Below are 20861 nucleotides of genomic sequence, written 5' to 3'. Positions count from 1 at the left end.
AGGAACATACTCAAGGCGCCGCCCCGGACCAGCCGTCTTGCGGTATAGCGGCCGCCCTGCCGGATAGCCCGAGATTCGGCAATGAGTTAGGACCCTGATTTCACGCTTCGATAGGACAGAATGCCGATGCGACTGTACCTGTGGTAAAGTCCGCCATGGCTGTCTCCGAGACCCAGAGCCCGACCCAGAAGCCCAAGGTCACTGCCCGCGACCGGATCATGGATCTGGCCGAAGTGGCCGTGCTGCAGAAGGGTTTCGGCGCCACCTCGATCGACGAGCTGGTGGCGGGCGCCGGCATCACCAAGAGCGGCTTCTTCTATCATTTCAAGGACAAGACCGATCTCGCCAAGGCGCTGCTCGAGCGCTACCTGGAGCGCGACCGCACCATCCTGGACGATGTCTTCGGGCGGGCGCGGGAGCTGCACGAGGATCCGCTCCACAGCTTCCTGATCGCCCTCAAGCTCTTCGCCGAGATGCTGGGCAATCTGCCCGAGGTGCATCCGGGCTGCATGGCGGCCTCGATCTGCTATCAGAATCAGCTCTTCAATCGGGAAATCCGGGATCTCAACGCCGAGGGGCTGCTGGCCTGGCGCAGCCGCTTCCGCGGCCATCTCGACGAGATCGCGGCGCTCTATCCGCCGCGCTTCGAGATCGATCTGGATGCAACGGCCGACATGCTGACCACCCTGGTCGAAGGGGCGATCGTCCTGTCGCGCGCGCTCGCGGACAAGAACATCCTGCCGCAGCAGGTGCTGCTCTACCGCGCCTTCATCCAGTCGGCCTTCCTCCCGAACGCGGCCTGATCCGGCGCGCGGTCAGCGCGCCAGCGTCACCTCGCTGTCGCGCATGACCATGGTGAAATCGTCGATCATGAGGTGGAGGCGCAGCTTCCAGCCCGTCGCGGCCCAGAGCGGCAGCCGCTCGACCCGATAGAGGCCGGGCGCGAGGGGCCGGGCTTCATGCGCCGAAGGCTCGATGCCGGCCGCGGGCGCTTCGACGCGGAGCTCCACCTGCTGGGGGTCGACGGGCTTGCCATCGCGATCGGCGATGCGGATCTCGGCGTCGTTGTCGCCGGCCCGGCCCGGGGTCAGGGTGAGCGTGATCCTGTAGTTCGCGTCGGAGAGGTCGAGAACGAGGGACCGGGCCGGCGGCGGCCCCAGCGACAGGCCGACCGCCAGCAGAACGGCGATCAGCGCCACCAGCAGATCGAGCCGCAGCACCCAGAGAAGCCGGTGCTTCAGCCTGTCGGGGTTTTTCAGCGCCGCCGAGGTCAGCCAGAGGCGGTTGAGGCCGGCAATGACGAGCATCGCCAGCACCGCCAGCAGCTTGGCCGAGAGCCGCCAGCCATAGGGGCTTTCCCAGAGATCCGACCATCGCGGCAGCAGGAGCCAGGCCAGGGTTGCGCCGCTGGCGGCGACGGCGCCGACGGCGACGAGACCCAGGCGCTGGAACCGGTGGAACAACGCCGCCGTGACGGGGCCCGTCTCTCGCGCGAAGGCCCGGCGCAGCGGATCGAAGGCGCCGATCCAGAGGGCGGCCGCCAGCCCATGGAGAATCATCAGGGCCTGACCCTGCACCGGCGGCAGGACGGCCAGCGCATGGCCGCTGCTGCCGAAGCCGGCGAGCGCGAGGAGGGCGGCCAGACCCTGCAGCGCCAGGAAGGGTCGCGGCCGATCCCTCACGGCCGCCAGGGTCAGCAGCGCCAGCAGTGAAATCTCGTTGAGTTGCATGCCGGGCGCTGCGAACGCGGCTTTCCAGGCGCTCCGTTCGAGGAGCCCGCTCAAGGGCAATCCCGCGCGCATCGCACCGTCGATGCCGATCAAGAGGCCGGTCACGAGAAAGCCCAGGCAAGCCAGGTGCCGCTCCCGTGCGCGGAGCGCGGGGATGAGCGCTTCCGGCGGCTGCAGCAACAGACGGAAGAGCGCACCGCCGGCAGCGAGCAGCACGAGGATTCGCGCCAGGACATGGGCCGTAAAATCGGGCCAGCGCCAGATCTCGATCGCAAGGCCGCTATCGGCGGGTGGCGGCGAAGCTGCTTCTCCGATGGCGAAGCTGAAGCTGCCGGCGACCACATGGCCGTCGAGCGAGCCCGCGCGCCAGCTCACCAGATAGCGTCCGGTCGGCAGCGGTTGCGGCAGCATCCAGACCACGCGGCCTTCGGTCACGGTGGGGACCGTGGCGGGCGACAGATCCTCGCTGTATGTGCCCAGCAGCTTGAGCGCCAGAAGCTGGATCGGCTCGTTGAAAGTGAGCTCGATCGAGCCCGGCGATCTGTCGAGCGACGATTCGGCGCCCGGCGAGCTGGAGAGCAGGAAGGCATGGGCCCAAGCCGGGCTGCTTCCCAGCAGCAGGGCGATCAGCGTGAGGAGAGCGAGCAGGCGCGGCATGAGCGGCCGAGCGGACGAGGGCATTCCCGGCCCTCGTCCCATCGCATGAGGCTCAGTCGTCGTCGCCGGCCGGCGCGCCGATGGTGAGGCCGGGCGCCGGGTATTCGTAGTCGTCGTCCGACTTGCCTTCGGCCGGGATCTCGATCCAATGCTCGGTCTTGGAGCCGCATTCCTGCACCACGGGGAAATAGACTTTGGTGCCGGGCGCGATGTCGGTCACGCGAACGCGGAACACGAACTCGTCATAGAAATTGTCCGGCAGGTTGCCGCCGGCCCAGGCGATCTCCTTGACGCCCCTGCTGATGGTCGTGTCTTCGTATTTGTAGCTCCTGCCGTAGCTGCCCTCGGTCACCGTCACCTGCCAGCTCGGCTTGGGCATGGGCTGGGCGACGATGAAACCTTCGGGAATCTGGATCCGGATGGCGGTGGTGGCGCTGCCGTCGCAGCCGTGCGGCACGCGCAGCACCGCCCTGTAGAAGCCGTTGGAAGGCGCGTTCGGATCCGCGAAGGTGATATGGGCGAGGGCGGGGACCGCCATGCTGACGGCCAGGCCGGCGGCGAGGCCGGCCGCAGCGACCAATCGGGACATACGCATCGGAATGCTCCTGGGAACGACCCGTCGAACGTCGAAGGTGAGGGATTTCGGACAGTCAGACGGTCGCCGGAGGCCCCCGGCAGCAAGGCGCACCGCCCAGGCGGCCTTTCAGCCGCTGCGGGTCGGAGAGAGCGAAAGCGGTGCGGGCGGCCGGTGGCGACGCGGTCTGGGGCGCCAGTTCCAGGCTCGTGCCCGCGAGCGAGGGGCCGCCGAACGCCGTGCAGAACAGGCACAGGGCGTCATGATCGTGCAGCGAACCGTGATCGTTCCCCGATCCGCCGGGCAGGGGGCAGCCGCTTTGCTGACCCGCGGCCATCGCCGCCGGAGGCATCGGCATTCCTGCCATGGCGTCGGGAAGCGCCAGATTGATCGGCGCTCCCAGCAGCATCAAAAGAATCAGCCCGACCCGAAAGCAGGGAAGCTTCCGCATCGAAGCCGTTCTGGCGAGGCGGGTCATGGCCTCCAGAGTAGCGGCAAACAGGGCCGCTGTCGCCGGGCTGTGGAACCTTACAGCATGGTTAATCCGCCGATTTCCCGAGCGTAAGAAAGGCCGTCAGGGGCTGGCGTTGGAAAGCCGCTCCTCGATGTCGCCTTCGAGGTAGTGAATCCAGTTGTTGTAGCGCCGGCTGATCCAGCCGTTCTGGTCGGAAAAGCCGGTGGTCGACTTCTTCACGATCTTGTAGCCCTGCTGGTCGAAAAAGATATCGACCACGGCCGTGTATTTCGGCTGCGTCTGGGTGGCGACGAGATGGCCGGTTCCCGCCTGCTCGAAGGTCCAGTTGCGTTTCTGTCCGGCCTCGACGATCAGGGTGCCGATGCGGTCGACCGGCAGTTGCCGCGCTGCCACCGGGATCGGGTGATCGTCGACATTGTACAGAGGCTGGTTCGGCATGCAGCCCGCGAGCGCCAGAACAGTGACCAGCAGCGCCAGGATCCGTTTCATCAGCGATTCCTTTGTGCCCGTCGATGGGGTCGGGATCTGGAAAGGCTAGGGCGCCGCGGTGGCGAGCTGCGCATTGATGTCGCCCTCGAGATAGTGGATCCAGTTGTTGTAGCGCCGATGGATCTCGCCATTCTCCTCCGGGAATCCCGAGGTCGATTTCTTGGTGATGCTGTAGCTGCTCTGGTCGAAATAGATATCGATCACCGCGGCATAGCGTCCGTCGATCTGGGTCGCGACGAGATGACCGGTCCCCGCCCGCTGGAACGTCCATTGGCGCTGCTCGCCGGCCTTGACGATGAGCTCGCCGATCCGATCGACCGGCAGGTTGCGGGCAGCTTCCGGCATCGGATGATGATCGACGTTGTAGACCGGCTGGGTATTCGCGCAACTCGCCAAGACGAGCAGGGCGGACAGCAGCACGACTATGCGGCTCATCGATGACTTCCCCTAAAGCGCGTTGCAGAACCAGTTAGAGCTTCGACCGGAAGTTTTCAACCCGAAAGCAGGTGGCCCGACGAACGGCTTTGCGCCGAAAGATCGATCCATTCGATCCGGTCGGATCGCCACCGGTTGCCGGTATCGGGCGCCGCCAGCGCCAGGCTGTAGCCGGGCTCCAGCACGTAATGGGCGAAGCCCCAGCTTCCGGCCGGATGGGACGCGGTCCAGCATCCCTGTTCCGGTTGCGCGTCGATATGGTCGCGTCCGTCGGCCGCCAGGGCGAGGCCTTCGCCTGTCGCCTTTCCCATCGCCTCGCGCAGGGTCCAGATGCGATAGAAGGCGGCAGGTCCATGGCGGGCGACCTGCGCCTGCTCGCCGGGGCCGAAGCCGTAGCGCGCAATGGCGTCGTAAGCGCGTGGCCGATGCGCCTCGATATCGATGCCGATCGCTCCCCCATGGCTGACGGCGCAGGCGACCATGTCTTTGCTGTGGCTGAGCGAAACCTCCGCGGCCGCCGCGCCGACCGTCGGCATCGCCCGCAATTTGCCCGTAGAATCGAAGCGGAAAACCCAGCGGCGTCGCGCGGTTTGCCGGGCGAGCAGCGCCCGGAGCGCGGCATGGGCCAGGAGCGACCGTGCCTGCGCTTCCGGCCGGCGATAGCGCCGCGCATGCGCTTGGTCTTCCCTGGTAACCCAGCGGGATAGCAGGATTTCAGCGGTGCGGGTTCCCGGTGTCACCACGGCAACCGAGACGGCGCCTCCCACCATCTTTTTTCCTTACCTTGCCTAGCTGTCACCTATAATCGTAGCGGTTGAGACCGATCCGTCCTAGCGCGTTCCAGGCCGGCGCCGGTGGGAGACCCAAGAAGACGTCGTCGATCGGGGAGGAACGACGCCCAGGGGGCCGGTGAGGTCGGAGTCGGGGAGGCTCGCCCCGGCAGGCTCGCCTTTTCCCGCGGGTGTTTGCCCAAGGCCGGTCCTGCAGGCCCTAAATCACGAAAAACGGGGCTTTCGGGCCCTGCATTCCTGCTGAAGGTTCGCCGCGGCGAAGGCGATCCTTGCAACCGCGCCACAGGCCGGGGAGCCAAAGCGCCGGTTTGATCGTTTATCGGGGACGGCGGGCGGCCCGGCTCGTGCTGAAGGGGCGAGGTGACAGCGACAACCATGGCGTGCAACCTGTGAGCATGTTGGCCTTCAAGATCCGCGGATGGGCTGCCTGGGCGCCGGGATTGGAATCCGAGGCCGCCTGGCGCGCCTGGGCGGCGGGCGGCGCTGGGCAGTCCACTTCCGAGCCAGCGGGCGCCTCGGCCACCGCCGTGCCCATGCTTCTGCGCCGGCGGGTGAGCCCACTGGGGCAGGCGGCGCTGCGTTGCGCGTGGGGGCTGCCCGACACCGCCCGTGCCCGCATCGTCTCGGCCTCCCGGCATGGCGAGTTCGGGCGCACCTTGTCGATCCTCGACGCGCTTTGCACGGGCGAGACCGTATCGCCGGCGGACTTCACTCTCTCCGTCCATCATGCCCTGACCGGGTTGCTGTCGATCGCGCAAAGCAATCGCAACGGACATACTGCCGTGGCGGCCGGACCCGAGAGTTTCGAATCCGGATTCATCGAGGCGGTCGCCTGCCTGCAGGAGCGGCCGGCGGAGCCGGTGGTCCTGGTTTACTACGACGAGCCGCTGCCATCGCCCTTCGACCGGTTCGACACCGAGGCGGGACCGACACTGGCGATGGCCCTCTCGCTGTCGTCGGAGCAGGGCGAAAGCTTCCTGCTCGGCACGGGCACGGCCGACGAAGGCGCGCCGCCGCCGGAATCGCCGGGCCTGGCCTTTCTGCGCTTCCTGCTGACGGAACAACCCCAGACCTCGTGGCGCGGTGCCCGCCGGCAATGGCATTGGAGGCGTCTTGCGGAAGCGGCTTGATCGCCTCTATCGCCAGCTTGCGACCGGCTTCGCGTTCGCCTGCTTTTTCCTGGGCGGCAGCGTCCTGGCAGCCCTGCTGTTTCCGGTGCTGGCCTTGTCGCCCCATCATCGCCGCCAGCGCACGCAGCGCGTGATCCAGGCGGTCTTCCGCTTCTATCTCGCCATGCTGCAGCGCCTGGGGTTGATCCGGCTGCAGATCGAGGGGCGCGCCAAGCTCGATGGCTCGCGCGGCCGGCTGGTCATCGCCAACCACCCGTCGCTGCTCGACGTGGTCATGCTCATGGCGCTCACGCCCAACGCGCAATGCATCGTCAAGCATGAGCTCTGGGACAATCGCTATCTCGGCGGCCTCATGCGCCGCGCGGAATATATCCGCAACGACCTGGAGGGTCCGGCCTTGATCGGCGCCTGCCGCCAGGCGCTTGACGAAGGGGCCAACATTATCGTCTTTCCCGAAGGCACGCGCAGCAGCCCGGGGGTCCTGCCGCGGTTTCACCGTGGCTTCGCCAACATCGCCACGCTGACGCAAGCGGAGATCCTGCCGGTCGTGATCACCTGCACGCCGCCGACCTTGCGCAAGGGTGAGCGTTGGTGGACCGTGCCGGCACGGCGCCCGACCTTCCGGGTCGTCGTCGGGGAGTGCCTGGAAACCAGCCGCTTCAGGACGGAGCGCCACCGCAGCGTGGATTCGCGCCGGCTGGTGGCGCAGATGGAAGCTTACTACGCAGAACGGCTTGCAAATGTCTGACACGGAACTGGCAGTCAAGAAACTGATCATCGAGGCGCTCAAGCTCGAGGACATCACGCCGGCGGAAATCGACAGCGATGAACCGTTGTTCGGCTCGGGATTGGGGCTCGATTCGATCGACGCCCTGGAGCTCGGCGTCGCCATCCGTCGGCAATACGGCATCAGGTTCGAGACCGTGAATGACGAGGTGAAGGCGCATTTCGCCAATGTCCGAAGCCTGGCGCGCTTCATCGAGAGTCAAAGGGGTGGGTGACAAGGGGGTGGGGGCGATGTTGTCTCGTGAGGCGATTCTGGATCAGCTGCGAGAATTCCTGGGGGAGATGTTCGAGATACCGCCGGAGCGGGTCACGCTGGAGGCCCGGCTCTATCAGGATCTGGACCTGGACAGCATCGACGCCGTCGATCTGGTGGTGAAGCTCCAGGAAGTGACCGGCCAGCGGATCCGGCCGGAGGCTTTCAAGGCCGTGCGCACCGTCGGCGACGTGGTCGATTGCGTGGAAGAGCTCCTGGCGGTGAATGCAGCGGCGCGCCCTTAACCCCTGGCTGCTGGCGGCGGCGATCGGCGGCGTGCTTTATCCCTTCGCCGTCTACGCCGGATTGACACGATCCGGCCTGACGTTTTTGCGGCCGTGGGGGCTGGTGGCGATCGGCCTCATCCTGATCGGGCTGCGGCTCTTCGCGATGCGGCGCGTTGCCGGTCATGCCTTGCCCACCGGGTTCGCGGTGGCGGCCCTGGTCCTGGTGGCGCTGCTGGCCCTCGATGGCGAGATCGCGGCCAAGGCCTATCCCGTGGTGATCAGCCTTGCGGTCGCCGCGATCTTCGGCTGCTCGCTGATCTGGCCGCCGACGGTTGTCGAGAGGATGGCGCGCATCCGCGAGCCCGTTTTGCCGCCGCAAGCGGTTGCCTATACCCGCGGCGTGACCTGGCTCTGGTTCGGGTTCCTGCTGGCGAACGCCTTCGTCGCTGCCATCCTCGGGGTTTGGGGAACCTTGTCCCAATGGACGCTTTGGACGGGGCTCGTCTCCTATCTGCTGATGGGGGCCTTGTTCCTGGGTGAGCTGGCCTGGCGACATCATCTCCGGTCGCGCGCATGACAGCCGGGGCTCTGTCGCATCTGCTGTGCGACCGGCAGCAGGATGCCCGGCCCGTCGCCTGCCGGGGCGGGGCGGCGATCAGCCTTGGGCAACTCGCGGCCGAAGCGGCCGGGCTCGCAGCCCGGGCGCGATCTTCAGGCTGGCAACGGGCAGCCTTGACGGCGCAGGACAGCTACAGCTTCGTGGTCGGCCTCCTCGGGCTGATGCATGGCGGCTGCGAGGTTCTGCTGCCGGCCAACCGGCAACCGGGCACGCTGGAGGCGATGTGCGGCAGTTTCGATGTCCTGCTCGATGACCGGATGATCGGCGAGGCCGGCCGTCAGGAGCCTCGCCTGGAGCCCCTCGACGGTTCGGCCTGTCTCCTGACCTTCTTCACCTCCGGTTCGACGGGCGCGCCCAAGCGCGTGCCGAAGACCCTGGCGATGTTCGAGCGCGAAGCCGAGACGCTGCAGGCGGTATGGGAAAAGGACGGGCAGGGAACCGTCTTCTCCACGGTGCCACACCAGCATGTCTATGGGTTCAGCTACAAGATCGCCTGGCCGCTCGCCACCGGCCGTCCGTTCCAGGCCGCAACGAACGAGACTTGGGAGGGACTGCTCAGGGACCTCACGCCAGCCGCGACGATCGTCAGCAGCCCGGCCCATCTGGGACGGATGGGGGGCCTGCAACCGCTGCCGGCCGACCGCCGTCCGGCGCGCGTCTTTTCGGCGGGCGCGCCTTTGACCTACGAGGCGGCACTCGAGGCCGAGCGCGTACTCGGCCTACGGCCGACCGATATCATCGGCAGCACGGAAACCGGCACCATCGCCATGCGGGAATGGAACGGCGAGAACCAGCCCTGGCAATCGATGCCGGGTCTTACTTTGCGCTGCGACGAGGAAGGACGGCTCAATCTCCTTTCGCCCTATGCCGGGCCCGAATGGATCGCCACGGCCGATCTCATCGCGCCGGTGCCGGGCGGATTCCGCTGGCTGGGCCGGGCGGATCGCATCGTCAAGATCGAAGGCCGGCGGGTCAGCCTGAACGGCGTCGAGCGGGCGCTGTCGGTGCTGCCCTGGGTCGCCGCCGCCGCCGTGGTTCTGCTGCCGGGCAATCCCGGGCGTCTGGGCGCCGTCATCCTGCCGAGCGAAACGGGCAAGGAGCGGCTGGCGGCGCTGGGCAAATTCCGGTTCGGCCGGCTGCTGCGCGCCAGCCTGGCCGAGACGCTCGAGCCGGCCAGCGCGCCGCGCCACTGGCGCTTCGTCGAGGCCCTGCCATCGGCCGAGCTCGGCAAGCGGCGCGAGAGCGACCTCCTCAAGCTGTTCGAGGCTGCGCGATGAAGCTGCCGGCGATCCTGGCCGAACGACGCGAAGGCGATGCCCTGCTGCTGGATCTCTCGCTGCCGGAAGAGCTGGAGGCCTTCCGCGGCCATTTTCCCGATAGGCCCGTGCTGCCCGGGGTGGTGCAGATCGACTGGGCGTTGCGACTGGCTCAGGCGCACCGGCTGATCGCCGGCGATGCGGGGGTCAGGGAATTCCAGGTCAAGTTCCGCAACATCATCCGGCCCCTCGTGCCCTTGACCCTTTCCTTGCGTCGCGACGACCGCAGGCCGCGCCTCCTGTTCGACTATCGGAGCGTGGAGTTGTTGATGTCGTCCGGCCACCTGAACCTGCAAACGGCGGCACCTTGAAGCTATGCGCCATCGTTCCCAGCCACGATCATCACCGGGTGATCGGCGATGTCGTCGCGCGGCTGCGGGCGGCAGGCCTTCCGGTCTTTGTGATCGATGACGGCAGCGGCGAACCGGCGCGCCAGGTCATCGCGGCACTCCATGACGAGGCTCGCGAAACGTGGGTGACGAGGCTCGAGCCCAACCGCGGCAAAGGGGCGGCCGTCATTCACGGTTTCCGGCAGGCGCTGCAGGCGGGTTTCACCCATGCTCTCCAGGTTGATGCCGATGGCCAGCATGATCTGGACGCGCTGCCGGGCATGATCGACGCCTGCCGGCAGCATCCCGAGGCGGTGATCTGCGGCCGGCCGCTCTATGACCGCTCCATCCCGCTCGGGCGCCGCATCGGTCATTGGATCACCGATTTCTGGGTCTGGATCGAGACGCTCTCCTTCCGGATCGTCGCCAGCATGTGCGGGTTTCGCATCTATCCGCTGGCGGCGGTGCAGCGCGTGATCGAACGCGAGCCCGTCGGACAGCGCATGGATTTCGACACCAGCATCCTGGTGCGGCTCTTCTGGCGCGGCGCGCCGCCGCTGCTTCTGCCCGTGAAGGTGATTTATCCGGAAGGCAACAGCTCCAACTTCAAGCTGGTGGCCGACAATTGGCGCATCACGCGGATGCATACGCGCCTCGTCCTCGCCATGATGGGTCGCCTGCCCTCGATCCTGGCGCACCGGCCGCCGCGGCTGACGGGGCCGGCGACCCACTGGTCGGGCTTGCGCGAGCGCGGCGCGCTCTGGGGCCTGCGCTTCACCGCTGCGGTCTGTCGCCTTCTCGGGCGCCGCGTCTGCCAAGCGGTATTGGTTCCGGTCGTCGCCTATTTCTATGGTATCGGCGCCGGTCGGGAGCAGCGGACGGGTTCCCGGGCCTTTCTCGCCCGGGCCCTCGGACGGCCATCCGGCTTTCGCGACGGCTATCGGCATTTCTTCAGCTTCGCCACCGGCGCGCTCGATATCTTCGCCGCCTGGGCGGGCATCCTGCCGGCCGACACCCTGGAAGCGGCGGACCCCGAGGCGCTCCGGAAGATGATGCAGGACCCGCGCGGCGCGCTGATGGTGGTCTCGCATCTGGGCAATGCCGATCTGGCGCGGGCGCTGCTGGACGATGCGACGCGCCGGCGGCTGACGCTCCTGGTCCATACCCGTCACGCCGCCAACTATAACCGTCTCCTCCAGGAATTCCGGCCCGAGGCCGGGCTCAACACGTTCCAGGTGACCGAGATCGGCCCCGACACCGCCATCGAGCTCAAGGACAGGGTCGAGCGCGGGGAATGGATCGTCATTGCGGGGGACCGGACGCCCGTCCGCGTCCAAGGACATGTGACGGGGGTGCCGTTCATGGGGGCGGAGGCGCCTTTCCCCGAAGGCCCCTGGATTCTGGGCAGCTTGCTCGAATGCCCGATCTATCTCATGTTCTGCCTGCGTCAGGGGCGGCGTTACCGATTGATCATGGAACCCTTTGCCGAGCGGGTCATTCTGCCGAGAGCCGAACGGAAGGCGGCATTGCGCGGCTATGTCGCCCGCTATGCCGGCCGGCTCGAGCATCACGCGCGCGCGGAGCCCTTCCAATGGTTCAACTTCTTCGATTTCTGGGCTCGCTGACATGGCGTCGGTCGAAATCGCCCTCAAGGTGCAGTTCTACGATCTCGATCCGATGCAGATCGTCTGGCACGGCAACTACCCGCGCTATTTCGAGCAGGCGCGCGTCGAGCTGATGGAGAGCATCGGCTACAGCTTTCGCGAGATGGAGGCGTCGGGATATTTCTGGCCGATCGTCGATATGCGGATCAAATATGTACGCCCGTTGCGGTTCGGCCAGCCGATCGCGGTGTCCGCCGCGATCGTCGACTATGAGAACCGGCTGAGGATCGACTACCGCATCCGCGACCGGGACAGCGGCGAGGTGCTCACCAAGGCGACCACGATCCAGGTCGCCGTGCTGGCCGCGACCGGCGAGCTCTGCCTCGAATCTCCGCCGGCCCTGACCGAGCGGCTGAGGGGGCGGTCGTGAGGCGATTCTTTCTGCTGCTGGCGGTTCTCCTGGCGGGGCTTGGCCCGGCGCTGGCCGAAGGCCCCACCGACAAGCGCCTCAGCGAGGGCCAGGTCCTGCGGGGCCAGTTCCTGCAGGAACGCCATCTGCAGGGCTTTGCCAATCCCCTGCGCAGCGAAGGGCGCTTCGTGCTGGCACCGGGCCACGGCTTGATCTGGCAGACCGAGAAGCCGTTCGCCATCACCACGGTGATCACGGCGGCGGGCCTGGCCCAGGAGGTCAATGGCAACCAGACCCTGAAGCTGGAAGCCTCGAAGCTGCCGTTCCTCAACCAGCTCTACGACATGCTGAGCGGAGCCTTGACGGGTGACTGGGCCAAGCTCGAAGCCGGCTTCACCGTGACCCGCAGCGGCGACGATCAGCATTGGCAGGTGGCGCTCAAGCCCCGCAAGGCCGACGATCCCGGCATGCCGTTCCAGGCGCTCGACGTGACCGGCAGCGCTTTCATCGACGAGATCCTTTTGACCAAGCCCGATGGCGATTTCGACAAGCTCGCCTTTCACGACCAGGCGATCTCCGGTCAGCCTTTGAGCGAGGCGGAAGCGGCGGCCTTCGCGACGACGGGTCCCTGATGCGCGCCGCCGCGCTGTTCTGGCTCCTTCTCGTGCTGGCGGCGGCTCTTTATCTGGGCTGGAGGCTCCACGAGGGGCTTCGCTTCCGGACCGATCTCCTCGCTCTGCTGCCGCGCGAGGCGCAGGATGCGGACGCACAGCATGCGAACGACGTCGTGACGGCCGCCCTGTCGCGGCAGGTCATGATCATGGTCGGCGGCCCCGATCGCGACCAGACCCGCGCGGCCGCCACCGCCATTGCCGCGGCGCTGACGCAGCCGAAGCTGATGGAGCTCACCACGGACTCCTTCGGCAAGGACCGGCTGCGCCGGATCGGCGAGCTCTATTTCCCTTACCGACGCGGCCTGCTGTCCGCGCAGGACCGCCAGTCGCTGCTCGAGGGCAAGCCCGAGGCCGTTTCCCTGCGCGCGCTGTCACAGATCTATGGTCTCGTCGGTATGGCGGATGCGAAGCTATTGCAGCGCGATCCCTATCTGCTGCTGCCCGATTTCCTGACCCATCTGCCGGTCCCGCTCTCGCGCTTGTCCCTCGATGACGGCCTGCTCGCCTTGCGGGACGGAGGCGACTATTGGATCCTTCTGGCCGGCCAGATCACCGGCGACCCTTACGCGCTGGCGTTCCAGGCGGCGTTCGGCGACGCGCTCGACGATGCGGTCGCGGCACAGAGGCAGGCCCATGCCGACCTGCAGGTCCTGAGGCTCGGGGCGGTGTTCTTCGCCAAGGCCGGCGCCGAACAGGCCATGGGCGAGACTTCGACGATCGGCCTGGTGTCCGTCCTCGGCACCGTGCTGCTGGTGCTGGCGATCTTCCGCGCGGTACGGCCGCTCGGGCTCACGCTGGTCGCGATCGGCACCGGCGTGCTGGTTTCGCTCTCGGCCTGCCTGCTGCTGTTCGGCGAGCTCCATGTGCTCGCCCTGCTCTTCGGCGTCAGCCTCATCGGCGTCGCCGTCGATTACAGCCTGCAATATCTGAGCGAGATCTTCGCTCTCGAAGGCGGCGCGCCACGCGAGCGGCTGCGCCGCGTCTGGCTCGGCATCACGCTGGCGACGGCGACGGTCGCCATCGGCTATCTCACCATGTTCCTGGCACCCTTTCCGGGCCTGCACCAGATCGCGGCCCTGGCCGCGATCGGACTGGCGGCCTCCTGGGCGACGGTCATGCTGTGGCTGCCAGCGCTCGACCACAGCCGCCGTCCGCGCCATGGCGAGCGGGTTCTCTCGTGGGCGGGAGCGTTCCTCGGCTGGTGGCTGCGACCGCGCTCGCCCTGGTGGGGCTGGGGCGGGGCAGCCCTGCTGCTTCTGATCGCCGTGGGCGGCTGGGTCCGGTTCCATCCCGACGACGATGTCCGCCGCATGCAATCCCTGTCGGGCCCGCTCATGGCCGAGCAGGATCGGATCCAGCAGCTGACGGGCGCCACTGGCGGCACGCAGTTCTTCCTGGTCGAGGCCGCCGATGACGAGAGCGCCTTGCAGACGGAGGAGGCCTTGATCGACCGGCTCGGGCCGCTCCTGGCCGAAGGCGCCTTGGCGGGCTTTCAGGCGCCGGCCCAGTATGTGCCGTCGGCCGCGCGCCAGCGCCAGAACCGCGAACTGGTCCATCGCGAGCTGGACGGGCCGCTCCTGGCTCAGCATCTGGGCCAGCTCGGGTTGGACCAGCTCGAGCCGCCACCTGCCGAGGACGCCGCTTTCCTGACGCTGGATCAGGCCGTGGCCAAGGAGGGAGCGCTGGGATTCCTCGGCTCGCTGCTGCTGACGGGCGGGAAGGGGGCCCTTCACGTGGTGAAGCTCGATGGCGTCGCTCGCCCCGACGCGCTGGCAGGTGCCGCGCAAGGGCTTGCTGGCGTCCGGCTGATCGATCCCGCCGGCGATTTCAGCCAGCTCCTCGCCAAATACCGCCATCGCGCGCTGGGATTGCTGGCCCTGTCGGCCGCCCTGATGACGCCCCTGCTGATCTGGCGCTACGGCTGGAAAACCGCCCCGCGGGTGATCGCACCGCCCCTGCTGGCCGTGCTGCTGGCGCCGGCCTTGCGCGCCTGGTTCGGCGCCAGTTTCACCTTCTTCGACGGCATGGCGCTGGTGCTTGTCTTGTCGGTCGGGGTCGATTATTCGATCTTCCTGGCCGAGACGAGCGCCCAGCGCCAGCGCGTCACGATGCTGGCCGTCGCCATGGCCGCGGCGACGGCGTTGCTCTCCTTCGGGCTGCTGGCGCTCAGCTCCGTTCAAGCCGTCCACGCCTTCGGCACCACCATGCTCATCGGCATCCTGCTGGCCTTCCTGTTCTCGCCGCTCGCGCGGACCGCTCGTCCCCGCCCGGAGCCGTCGCGATGACGCATCTTGCACAGAGGGCGAGGCGGCTTGCGGTCGGAGCGGCGCTGCTGCTGGCGGCCTGCGCCACGCATTCGGCCGAGCCGCCCGCTGGTTCGGTGCGGATCGCGCCCGATCTGCTGTTGGTCATGCCGCATCCGGCCGATCTCGGCCGTTCCTTCGAGGTGGCGCAGCTCGTCACCGCCCATTACGGCGATCAGAGCTACGTGTTCGAGGGCCATATCAGCGCCACGCCCGAGCGCTTCCTGATGATCGGCCTCGACACCACCGGCCGGCGCGCGATGACGATCACCTGGACGAACGCCGGCATCACCTATGACGCCGCGCCCTGGATCCCCTCGCAGCTGCGGCCGGACAACATCCTGGCCGATATGGTCCTGCTCTATTTCCCGGATGCCGTGGTCGGCAGGGCCCTGGCGGAATCCGGCGGGACCGTGGCGAGCACGGCGACGCGGCGCTCGGTCGTCGCGGACGGCAAGGAGATCGTGATCGCGGACTACCAGCCCACCACGCCCGGCGTTCCCTGGTCCGGCCGCCAGCATTACCGCAATCTGGGTTGGGGCTATGATCTCGAGATCCAGACAGCGGAGACGAGCCCATGAGCGCGGATCTCTTCGTCACCGATTGCGGGTTGGTCACGCCGCTCGGTCGCGGCAAGGCCGCCGTGGCGCGGGCGCTCTTTGCCGGCAGCGAGGCCGGATTCGCGGTGCGCGGCGACCTGCTGCCCGGTCGTGCGGTCGAGGTCGGCGCCGTGCGCGAGCCGCTGGCCGCCCTGCCGGACGAATTGTCGGCCTATGACAGCCGCAACAACCGTCTGATGCGGGCGGCCTTGGCCGAGATCGCGCCGGCGATCGAGGAGGCCACCGCACGCTACGGCCGCGACCGGATCGCCGTCGTGCTGGGAACCAGCACGTCCGGGATCGGCGATGGCGAGGAAGCCTTCTTCGCCTACCGGCGCGACGGGCGCTGGCCACAGCGGTTCGATTACCGCATGCAGGAAACCGGCAGCCTCGCAGACTTCGCGGCGCGCTCGCTGGGGCTGACAGGTCCCGCCTACACGGTGGCGACGGCCTGCTCCTCGAGCGCGAAGGTCTTCGCGTCGGCGCGGCGCCTGATCCGCGCCGGGCTGGCCGACGCTGCCGTCGTGGGCGGGGCCGACACGCTCTGCCGGATGACGCTCAACGGCTTCGGTTCGCTGGAGGCCCTGTCGAAGAGCCGCTGCAATCCCTTCAGCCTGAACCGCGACGGCATCACCATCGGCGAGGGCGCGGCGGCCTTTCTGCTGCAGCCGATCCCGGGGCCGATCCGTTTCCTGGGCGTGGGCGAAACTTCGGACGCGCATCATGCGACGGCGCCCGATCCGGAGGGGGAGGGCGCTGCGATGGCCATCCGCCTGGCCCTGGAGGATGCGGGCCTGGCCGCGTCGGAGATCGGCTATGTCAATCTCCATGGCACGGCCACGCCGCTCAACGATGCCATGGAGGCGAAGGCGATCGCCGGGCTGTTCGGCGGATCCGTGCCCTGCAGCTCCACCAAGGCGATGACGGGCCATATGCTGGGCGCCGCCGGCGGCTGCGAGGCCGCGTTCCTCTGGCTGACGCTCAACCCCGATACCAACCCGGAGAGCCTGCTGCCGCCGCATCTCTGGGACGGCGCGCAGGACCCGGCCCTGCCGGCGCTCAATCTCTCCGCCATGGGGACGAGGTTCTCGCGCGCGGGCGTGACCGCCATGCTGAGCAATTCCTTCGGCTTCGGCGGCAGCAACCTGGCGCTGATCCTCGGAAGGGCATGATGCGCCCGTGCCCCCATCCGGTCGACGAGCTCCTGCCGCACAAGCCGCCGATGGTGCTGATCGACAAGGTGCAAGGGTGGGAGGAGGGCCGGCTCGAAGCGCTCGTCTCCATCCGTCCGGGAATCCCGTTCTTCGATTCCGACAGGGGCGTGCCGTCCTATGTGGGCATCGAATATATGGCCCAGGCCTGCGGTGCCTATGCCGGACTGGAAGCGGTCGCGGCCGGCGAGCCGGTGCGGATCGGGCTGCTGCTCGGCACCCGGCGCTATGCCGCGAGTGTGGGCTGGTTTGAGCCGGGCCGGGATCTTCTGATAAAGATCCAGGAACTCTTCCGTGACGGCATGCTCGGCATGTTCGATTGCCGCGTCGAATGCGAAGGCCGCGAGCTGGCCTCGGCGCAATTGAGCGTCTATCTGCTGCAGCCGGGCGCGGCGCTGCCGGGAATGTCGGAAGACGGGATGGGAGCCGCAGGATGAGCCGTACGATCCTCGTGACCGGTGCCAGCAAGGGCATCGGCCGCGCCATCGCGATCCGCCTGGCCCAGGACGGATTTCACATCGTCGTCCATTACGGCAAGGACCGGGCCGGCGCCGAGGAGACACTGGCCGCCATCCAGGCCGCGAATTCGCAGGGGCGGTTGCTGAGCTGCGATGTCGCCGACCGCGCGCAATGCCGGGAGCGGCTGGAAACCGATCTCGATCAGCACGGCCCCTATTACGGCGCCGTCCTCAATGCCGGCATCACCCGCGACGGCGCCTTCCCGGCTTTGAGCGAGACGGACTGGGACCAGGTCCTGACCACCAATCTCGACGGCTTCTTCAACATCCTGCACCCGCTGGTGATGCCCATGGTCTCGGCGCGCAAGGGCGGGCGCATCGTGGCGCTTTCCTCCGTCTCCGGCCTGATCGGCAATCGCGGCCAGGTCAATTACGCGGCCGCCAAGGCCGGCATCGTCGGCGCCGTCAAGTCGCTGGCGATCGAACTCGCCAAGCGCGCCATCACCGTCAATTGCGTGGCGCCCGGCCTGATCGAGACGGCGATGACCGAGGACCTGCCGACCGAGGAGATCCTCAAGGTCGTGCCGCTGCGGCGCATGGGCCGCCCCGAGGAAGTCGCCGCGGCCGTGGCCTTCCTCTGCTCGGACGAGGCCGCCTACATCACGCGCCAGGTCATCTCGGTCAATGGAGGCATGATCTGATGGGCCGGCGCGTCGTCGTGACCGGCATGGGCGGCGTGACGGCGCTGGGCGAAGACTGGCCCATCATCCGCGCTGCCTTCGCCGCCGGCCGTACCGGCGTGCGCTTCATGGAGGAATGGAACCGCTTTACCGGGGTCAATACGCGCCTCGCGGCGCCGATCCTGGATTTCTCGGTCGAGGACCGCTATCCGCGCAAGAAGACGCGGACCATGGGCCGCGTTTCGCAGCTCGCGGTCTATGCGACCGAGCGGGCCCTGGCGGATGCGGGGCTGCTGGGCGACCCGCGGGTGAAGTCGATCCGAACCGGCATCGCCTACGGCTCCTCCTTCGGCAGCCCCGATGCGGTGCTGGGCTTCTACGAGCTGAAGAAGGCCGGCGTGTCGCGCCATCTCAACGCGACCAGCTATATCCAGATGATGGCGCACACGGCGGCGGTGAATATCGGCACCTTCTTCGGGCTGACGGGCCGTTTCATCCCCACCTCGAGCGCCTGCACCTCGGGCAGCCAGGGCATCGGCTATGCCTATGAATCGATCCGCTGGGGCCGGGCCGACATCATGATCGGCGGCGGCGCCGAGGAGCTCGACATCACCGATGCCGCGGTCTTCGACACGCTCTACGCGACCAGCACGCGCAATGGCGAGCCGCAGCGGACGCCGCGGCCCTATGACCGCGACCGGGACGGGTTGGTGATCGGGGAGGGAGCGGCGAGCTTCGTGCTCGAGGAGTACGAGCAGGCACGAGCGCGCGGCGCCCGCATCCATGCCGAGATCGTCGGCTTCGGCTGCAATTCGGACGGCAACCATGTCACGCAGCCGCAGGCCGAGACCATGCAGGGTGCGATGCGCCTGGCGCTCGAGGATGCGGGGCTCGCCCCCGACGCGATCGGCATCGTCAACGGCCATGGCACGGCGACCGAGTGGGGCGACATCGCCGAGACGACGGCGACCCAGGGCGTGTTCGGCTCGCGGGTCCCGATCCATTCGCTCAAGGGCCATTTCGGCCATTCGCTCGGCGCCTGCGGCGCGATCGAGGCCTGGCTCGGCATCGAGATGATGCGCGACGGCTGGTTCGTGCCGACCGCCAATCTCGAGCAGCCGGACGAGCGCTGTGCCGCGCTCGATTACGTGATGAAGGAACCCCGCGCGCTCGCCGTCGAGCATTTCATGTCGACGAACTTCGCCTTCGGCGGCATCAACACGGCGCTGATCGTCAAGCGGGTGTGAGGGATTGAAGACCCTCCCCCTACCCCCTCCCGCAAGGGGAGGGGGCTTGATGTTTCAGTTTCTCGCCCCCTCCCCTTGCGGGAGGGGGTAGGGGGAGGGGTGCCGTTGCACGGTGTATGATGCGGCATACGCCGTAGGGCAGCTCAGTTCGCCCGCGTCGTGCCGTTGGCGGCGCTGAGCACCGCCTTGACCGAGGCGGTGGCGATGTCGCCGTCGATGCCGACGCCGAAGATGGTCCGGCCGTTGGCGGCGCGGCATTCGACATAGGCGGCGGCCTGCGAGCGGGCGCCCTTGGTGAGGGCATGCTCGTGATAATCCATGACGTCGAGCTCGATGCCCCAGCCGGCCTTGAGCGCGTCGAGCACGCTCGAGATCAGGCCGTTCCCCTTGCCCGCGACCGATTGCTCCTTGCCGCCATAGGCGATGCGGCCGGTGAAGCGGTGCTCATGGCTGTCGCGCCGCGTCGCGCTGCTGGAATAATCGAGCAGCTCGAAGGGCTGCGGGCCTTCGAGACAATAGGTGTCCCGGAACGCGGTCCAGATGTCGCCCGCGCTGAGCTCCCGGCTGGTCTTGTCGGCGATGCCCTGGACCACGCGGCTGAATTCGATCTGGAGCCGGCGCGGCAGCTGGAGCCCCTTGTCCTGCTCGAGGATCCAGGCGACGCCGCCCTTGCCGGACTGGCTGTTGACGCGGATCACCGCTTCGTAGGAGCAGCCGACATCGGCCGGATCGATCGGCAGGTAGGGCACCTCCCAGATCCCGTCATTGCGCTGCTCCTGCGCGGCGAAGCCCTTCTTGATCGCATCCTGATGGGATCCCGAGAAGGCGGTGAAGACCAGCTCGCCGGCGTAAGGGTGACGCGGATGGACTTCGATCTGGTTGCAATGTTCGACCGTCTGCACGACCTCGCGCATGTCGGAGAAATCGAGCTTGGGATCGATGCCCTGGGTGTAGAGATTGAGCGCCAGGGTCACCAAGTCGACGTTGCCCGTGCGCTCGCCATTGCCGAAGAGGCAGCCTTCGACCCGGTCGGCGCCCGCCATGACCGCGAGCTCGGCCGCGGCCACGCCGGTGCCGCGGTCGTTGTGCGGATGCACGCTGACGATCACGCTGTCGCGCCGCGAGAGCCGGCGGCAGAACCACTCGATCTGATCGGCATAGGTGTTGGGCGTCGACATCTCGACCGTGGCCGGCAGGTTGAGGATCGCCGGATGGTCGGGCGTCGGCTGCCAGACATCGAGCACCGCCTCGCAGACCTCGACCGCGAAGTCGAGCTCCGTTCCGGTGAAGGTCTCGGGGCTGTATTCGAAGCTCCAGTCGGTCTCGGGCTGCTTGCGGCTCTCGGCCAGGATGGTCTTGGCGCCGCTGACGGCGAGCTTGATCACGTCGGCCTTCTCCATGCCGAACACCACGCGGCGGAAGACCGGCGAGGTGGCGTTGTAGAGATGGACGATCGCCTGCTTGGCGCCGCGCAGGGATTCGAAGCTGCGCTTGATCAGGTCCTCGCGCGACTGCGTCAGCACCTGGATGATGACGTCGTCGGGGATCGCCTTCTGCTCGATCAGGCTGCGGACGAAATCGAAATCGGTCTGCGACGCCGAGGGGAAGGCGACCTCGATCTCCTTGAAGCCCGCCTTGACCAGGAGATCGAAGAAGCGGCGCTTCTTCTGCCCGTCCATGGGATCGATCAGCGACTGGTTGCCGTCGCGCAAGTCGGTCGAGAGCCACCGCGGCGGCTGGGTGATGCGCTTCGAAGGCCAGGTCCGATCGGGCAGATCGACGCTGGCGAAAGGTCGGTATTTGGTCTCGGGATTCTTGATCATGGCTGCGAACTCCGCTCGCGAAAGGATGTATTCGTCGAAAAG

24 protein-coding genes are annotated in these 20861 nt (G+C 67.6%); 17 read left to right on the top strand and 7 right to left on the bottom strand.

What is annotated here, in order from left to right; all coding sequences use genetic code 11:
• Positions 1-155: 155 nt before the first annotated feature.
• On the top strand, positions 156-803 hold the full coding sequence (locus tag FRZ61_RS14695) for a TetR/AcrR family transcriptional regulator (protein ID WP_151118443.1): 648 nt from the start codon (positions 156-158) through the stop codon (positions 801-803).
• Positions 804-815: 12 nt separating this feature from the next.
• Here FRZ61_RS14695 and FRZ61_RS14690 read toward each other — a convergent pair whose 3' ends face one another.
• The 6 genes from FRZ61_RS14690 to FRZ61_RS14665 form a co-directional block, all read right to left on the bottom strand.
• Entirely contained in the window at positions 816-2411 is a 1596-nt protein-coding gene (locus tag FRZ61_RS14690) for a copper resistance CopC/CopD family protein (protein ID WP_191909029.1), read from the bottom strand.
• A gap of 28 nt (positions 2412-2439) precedes the next feature.
• Positions 2440-2982, bottom strand: coding sequence for a YcnI family copper-binding membrane protein (locus FRZ61_RS14685; RefSeq protein WP_225308815.1), 543 nt, complete (start codon positions 2980-2982; stop codon positions 2440-2442).
• Positions 2983-3037: 55 nt separating this feature from the next.
• Complete coding sequence (locus FRZ61_RS14680) at positions 3038-3439, bottom strand: hypothetical protein (RefSeq protein WP_151118441.1); 402 nt, start codon at positions 3437-3439, stop codon at positions 3038-3040.
• Between the two features lie 96 nt (positions 3440-3535).
• On the bottom strand, positions 3536-3925 hold the full coding sequence (locus tag FRZ61_RS14675) for a hypothetical protein (protein WP_151118440.1): 390 nt from the start codon (positions 3923-3925) through the stop codon (positions 3536-3538).
• A 45-nt stretch (positions 3926-3970) separates the two neighbouring features.
• Positions 3971-4360: a hypothetical protein gene (locus FRZ61_RS14670; RefSeq protein WP_151118439.1), complete on the bottom strand. Its 390-nt coding sequence runs from the start codon at positions 4358-4360 to the stop codon at positions 3971-3973.
• A gap of 56 nt (positions 4361-4416) precedes the next feature.
• Complete coding sequence (locus FRZ61_RS14665; protein WP_151118438.1) at positions 4417-5130, bottom strand: 4'-phosphopantetheinyl transferase family protein; 714 nt, start codon at positions 5128-5130, stop codon at positions 4417-4419.
• Between the two features lie 416 nt (positions 5131-5546).
• Here FRZ61_RS14665 and FRZ61_RS14660 point away from each other — a divergent pair, with 416 nt between their 5' ends.
• From FRZ61_RS14660 to FRZ61_RS14585, 16 genes are all read left to right on the top strand, one after another.
• Positions 5547-6281, top strand: coding sequence for a beta-ketoacyl synthase chain length factor (locus FRZ61_RS14660; protein WP_151118437.1), 735 nt, complete (start codon positions 5547-5549; stop codon positions 6279-6281).
• Complete coding sequence (locus FRZ61_RS14655; RefSeq protein ID WP_151118436.1) at positions 6265-7029, top strand: lysophospholipid acyltransferase family protein; 765 nt, start codon at positions 6265-6267, stop codon at positions 7027-7029. Before FRZ61_RS14660 ends, FRZ61_RS14655 begins: the two co-directional genes overlap by 17 nt.
• Entirely contained in the window at positions 7022-7282 is a 261-nt protein-coding gene (locus FRZ61_RS14650) for a phosphopantetheine-binding protein (RefSeq protein ID WP_151118435.1), read from the top strand. Before FRZ61_RS14655 ends, FRZ61_RS14650 begins: the two co-directional genes overlap by 8 nt.
• A 67-nt stretch (positions 7283-7349) precedes the next feature.
• Positions 7350-7565 carry an acyl carrier protein gene (locus FRZ61_RS14645; RefSeq protein WP_407657815.1) on the top strand — a complete coding sequence of 72 codons (216 nt, stop codon included), beginning with the start codon at positions 7350-7352 and terminating at the stop codon, positions 7563-7565.
• The gene (locus FRZ61_RS14640; RefSeq protein WP_151118433.1) at positions 7546-8124 is read left to right on the top strand and encodes a COG4648 family protein; all 579 of its coding nucleotides are present in this window, start codon (positions 7546-7548) and stop codon (positions 8122-8124) included. The genes FRZ61_RS14645 and FRZ61_RS14640 overlap by 20 nt, the downstream gene beginning before the upstream one ends.
• Positions 8121-9443 (top strand): AMP-binding protein, encoded by a 1323-nt coding sequence (locus tag FRZ61_RS14635; RefSeq protein WP_151118432.1) that lies wholly within the window; start codon positions 8121-8123, stop codon positions 9441-9443. Before FRZ61_RS14640 ends, FRZ61_RS14635 begins: the two co-directional genes overlap by 4 nt.
• Positions 9440-9793, top strand: a complete 354-nt coding sequence (locus FRZ61_RS14630) for an ApeI family dehydratase (RefSeq protein WP_151118431.1) — start codon at positions 9440-9442, stop codon at positions 9791-9793. The genes FRZ61_RS14635 and FRZ61_RS14630 overlap by 4 nt, the downstream gene beginning before the upstream one ends.
• On the top strand, positions 9790-11436 hold the full coding sequence (locus FRZ61_RS14625; RefSeq protein WP_151118430.1) for a glycosyltransferase family 2 protein: 1647 nt from the start codon (positions 9790-9792) through the stop codon (positions 11434-11436). The genes FRZ61_RS14630 and FRZ61_RS14625 overlap by 4 nt, the downstream gene beginning before the upstream one ends.
• Before the next feature lies 1 nt (position 11437).
• Entirely contained in the window at positions 11438-11845 is a 408-nt protein-coding gene (locus tag FRZ61_RS14620; protein WP_151118429.1) for an acyl-CoA thioesterase, read from the top strand.
• Positions 11842-12456 carry a LolA family protein gene (locus FRZ61_RS14615; protein WP_151118428.1) on the top strand — a complete coding sequence of 205 codons (615 nt, stop codon included), beginning with the start codon at positions 11842-11844 and terminating at the stop codon, positions 12454-12456. The genes FRZ61_RS14620 and FRZ61_RS14615 overlap by 4 nt, the downstream gene beginning before the upstream one ends.
• Positions 12456-14783 (top strand): MMPL family transporter, encoded by a 2328-nt coding sequence (locus FRZ61_RS14610; protein ID WP_151118427.1) that lies wholly within the window; start codon positions 12456-12458, stop codon positions 14781-14783. The genes FRZ61_RS14615 and FRZ61_RS14610 overlap by 1 nt, the downstream gene beginning before the upstream one ends.
• A complete protein-coding gene (locus FRZ61_RS14605; protein ID WP_151118426.1) occupies positions 14780-15382 on the top strand; it encodes a DUF3261 domain-containing protein in 603 nt (200 codons plus the stop codon). Before FRZ61_RS14610 ends, FRZ61_RS14605 begins: the two co-directional genes overlap by 4 nt.
• A complete protein-coding gene (locus FRZ61_RS14600; protein WP_151118425.1) occupies positions 15379-16572 on the top strand; it encodes a beta-ketoacyl-[acyl-carrier-protein] synthase family protein in 1194 nt (397 codons plus the stop codon). The genes FRZ61_RS14605 and FRZ61_RS14600 overlap by 4 nt, the downstream gene beginning before the upstream one ends.
• Positions 16573-16622: 50 nt before the next feature.
• Positions 16623-17048 carry an ApeP family dehydratase gene (locus FRZ61_RS14595; RefSeq protein ID WP_225308814.1) on the top strand — a complete coding sequence of 142 codons (426 nt, stop codon included), beginning with the start codon at positions 16623-16625 and terminating at the stop codon, positions 17046-17048.
• Positions 17045-17770, top strand: a complete 726-nt coding sequence (gene fabG / locus FRZ61_RS14590; protein ID WP_151118423.1) for a 3-oxoacyl-ACP reductase FabG — start codon at positions 17045-17047, stop codon at positions 17768-17770. The genes FRZ61_RS14595 and fabG overlap by 4 nt, the downstream gene beginning before the upstream one ends.
• Entirely contained in the window at positions 17770-18996 is a 1227-nt protein-coding gene (locus FRZ61_RS14585; RefSeq protein WP_151118422.1) for a beta-ketoacyl-ACP synthase, read from the top strand. Before fabG ends, FRZ61_RS14585 begins: the two co-directional genes overlap by 1 nt.
• Positions 18997-19139: 143 nt before the next feature.
• On the opposite strand, the gene leuA is transcribed toward FRZ61_RS14585, so the two are convergent.
• Positions 19140-20819, bottom strand: coding sequence for a 2-isopropylmalate synthase (gene leuA, locus FRZ61_RS14580; RefSeq protein ID WP_151118421.1), 1680 nt, complete (start codon positions 20817-20819; stop codon positions 19140-19142).
• Positions 20820-20861 lie beyond the last annotated feature (42 nt).

Origin of the sequence: Hypericibacter adhaerens, from assembly GCF_008728835.1 — a bacterium.
Lineage (GTDB): Bacteria > Pseudomonadota > Alphaproteobacteria > Dongiales > Dongiaceae > Hypericibacter > Hypericibacter adhaerens.
Note: the sequence above shows the minus strand (reverse complement) of the source record. Positions and strands in the feature narration are given on the sequence as shown.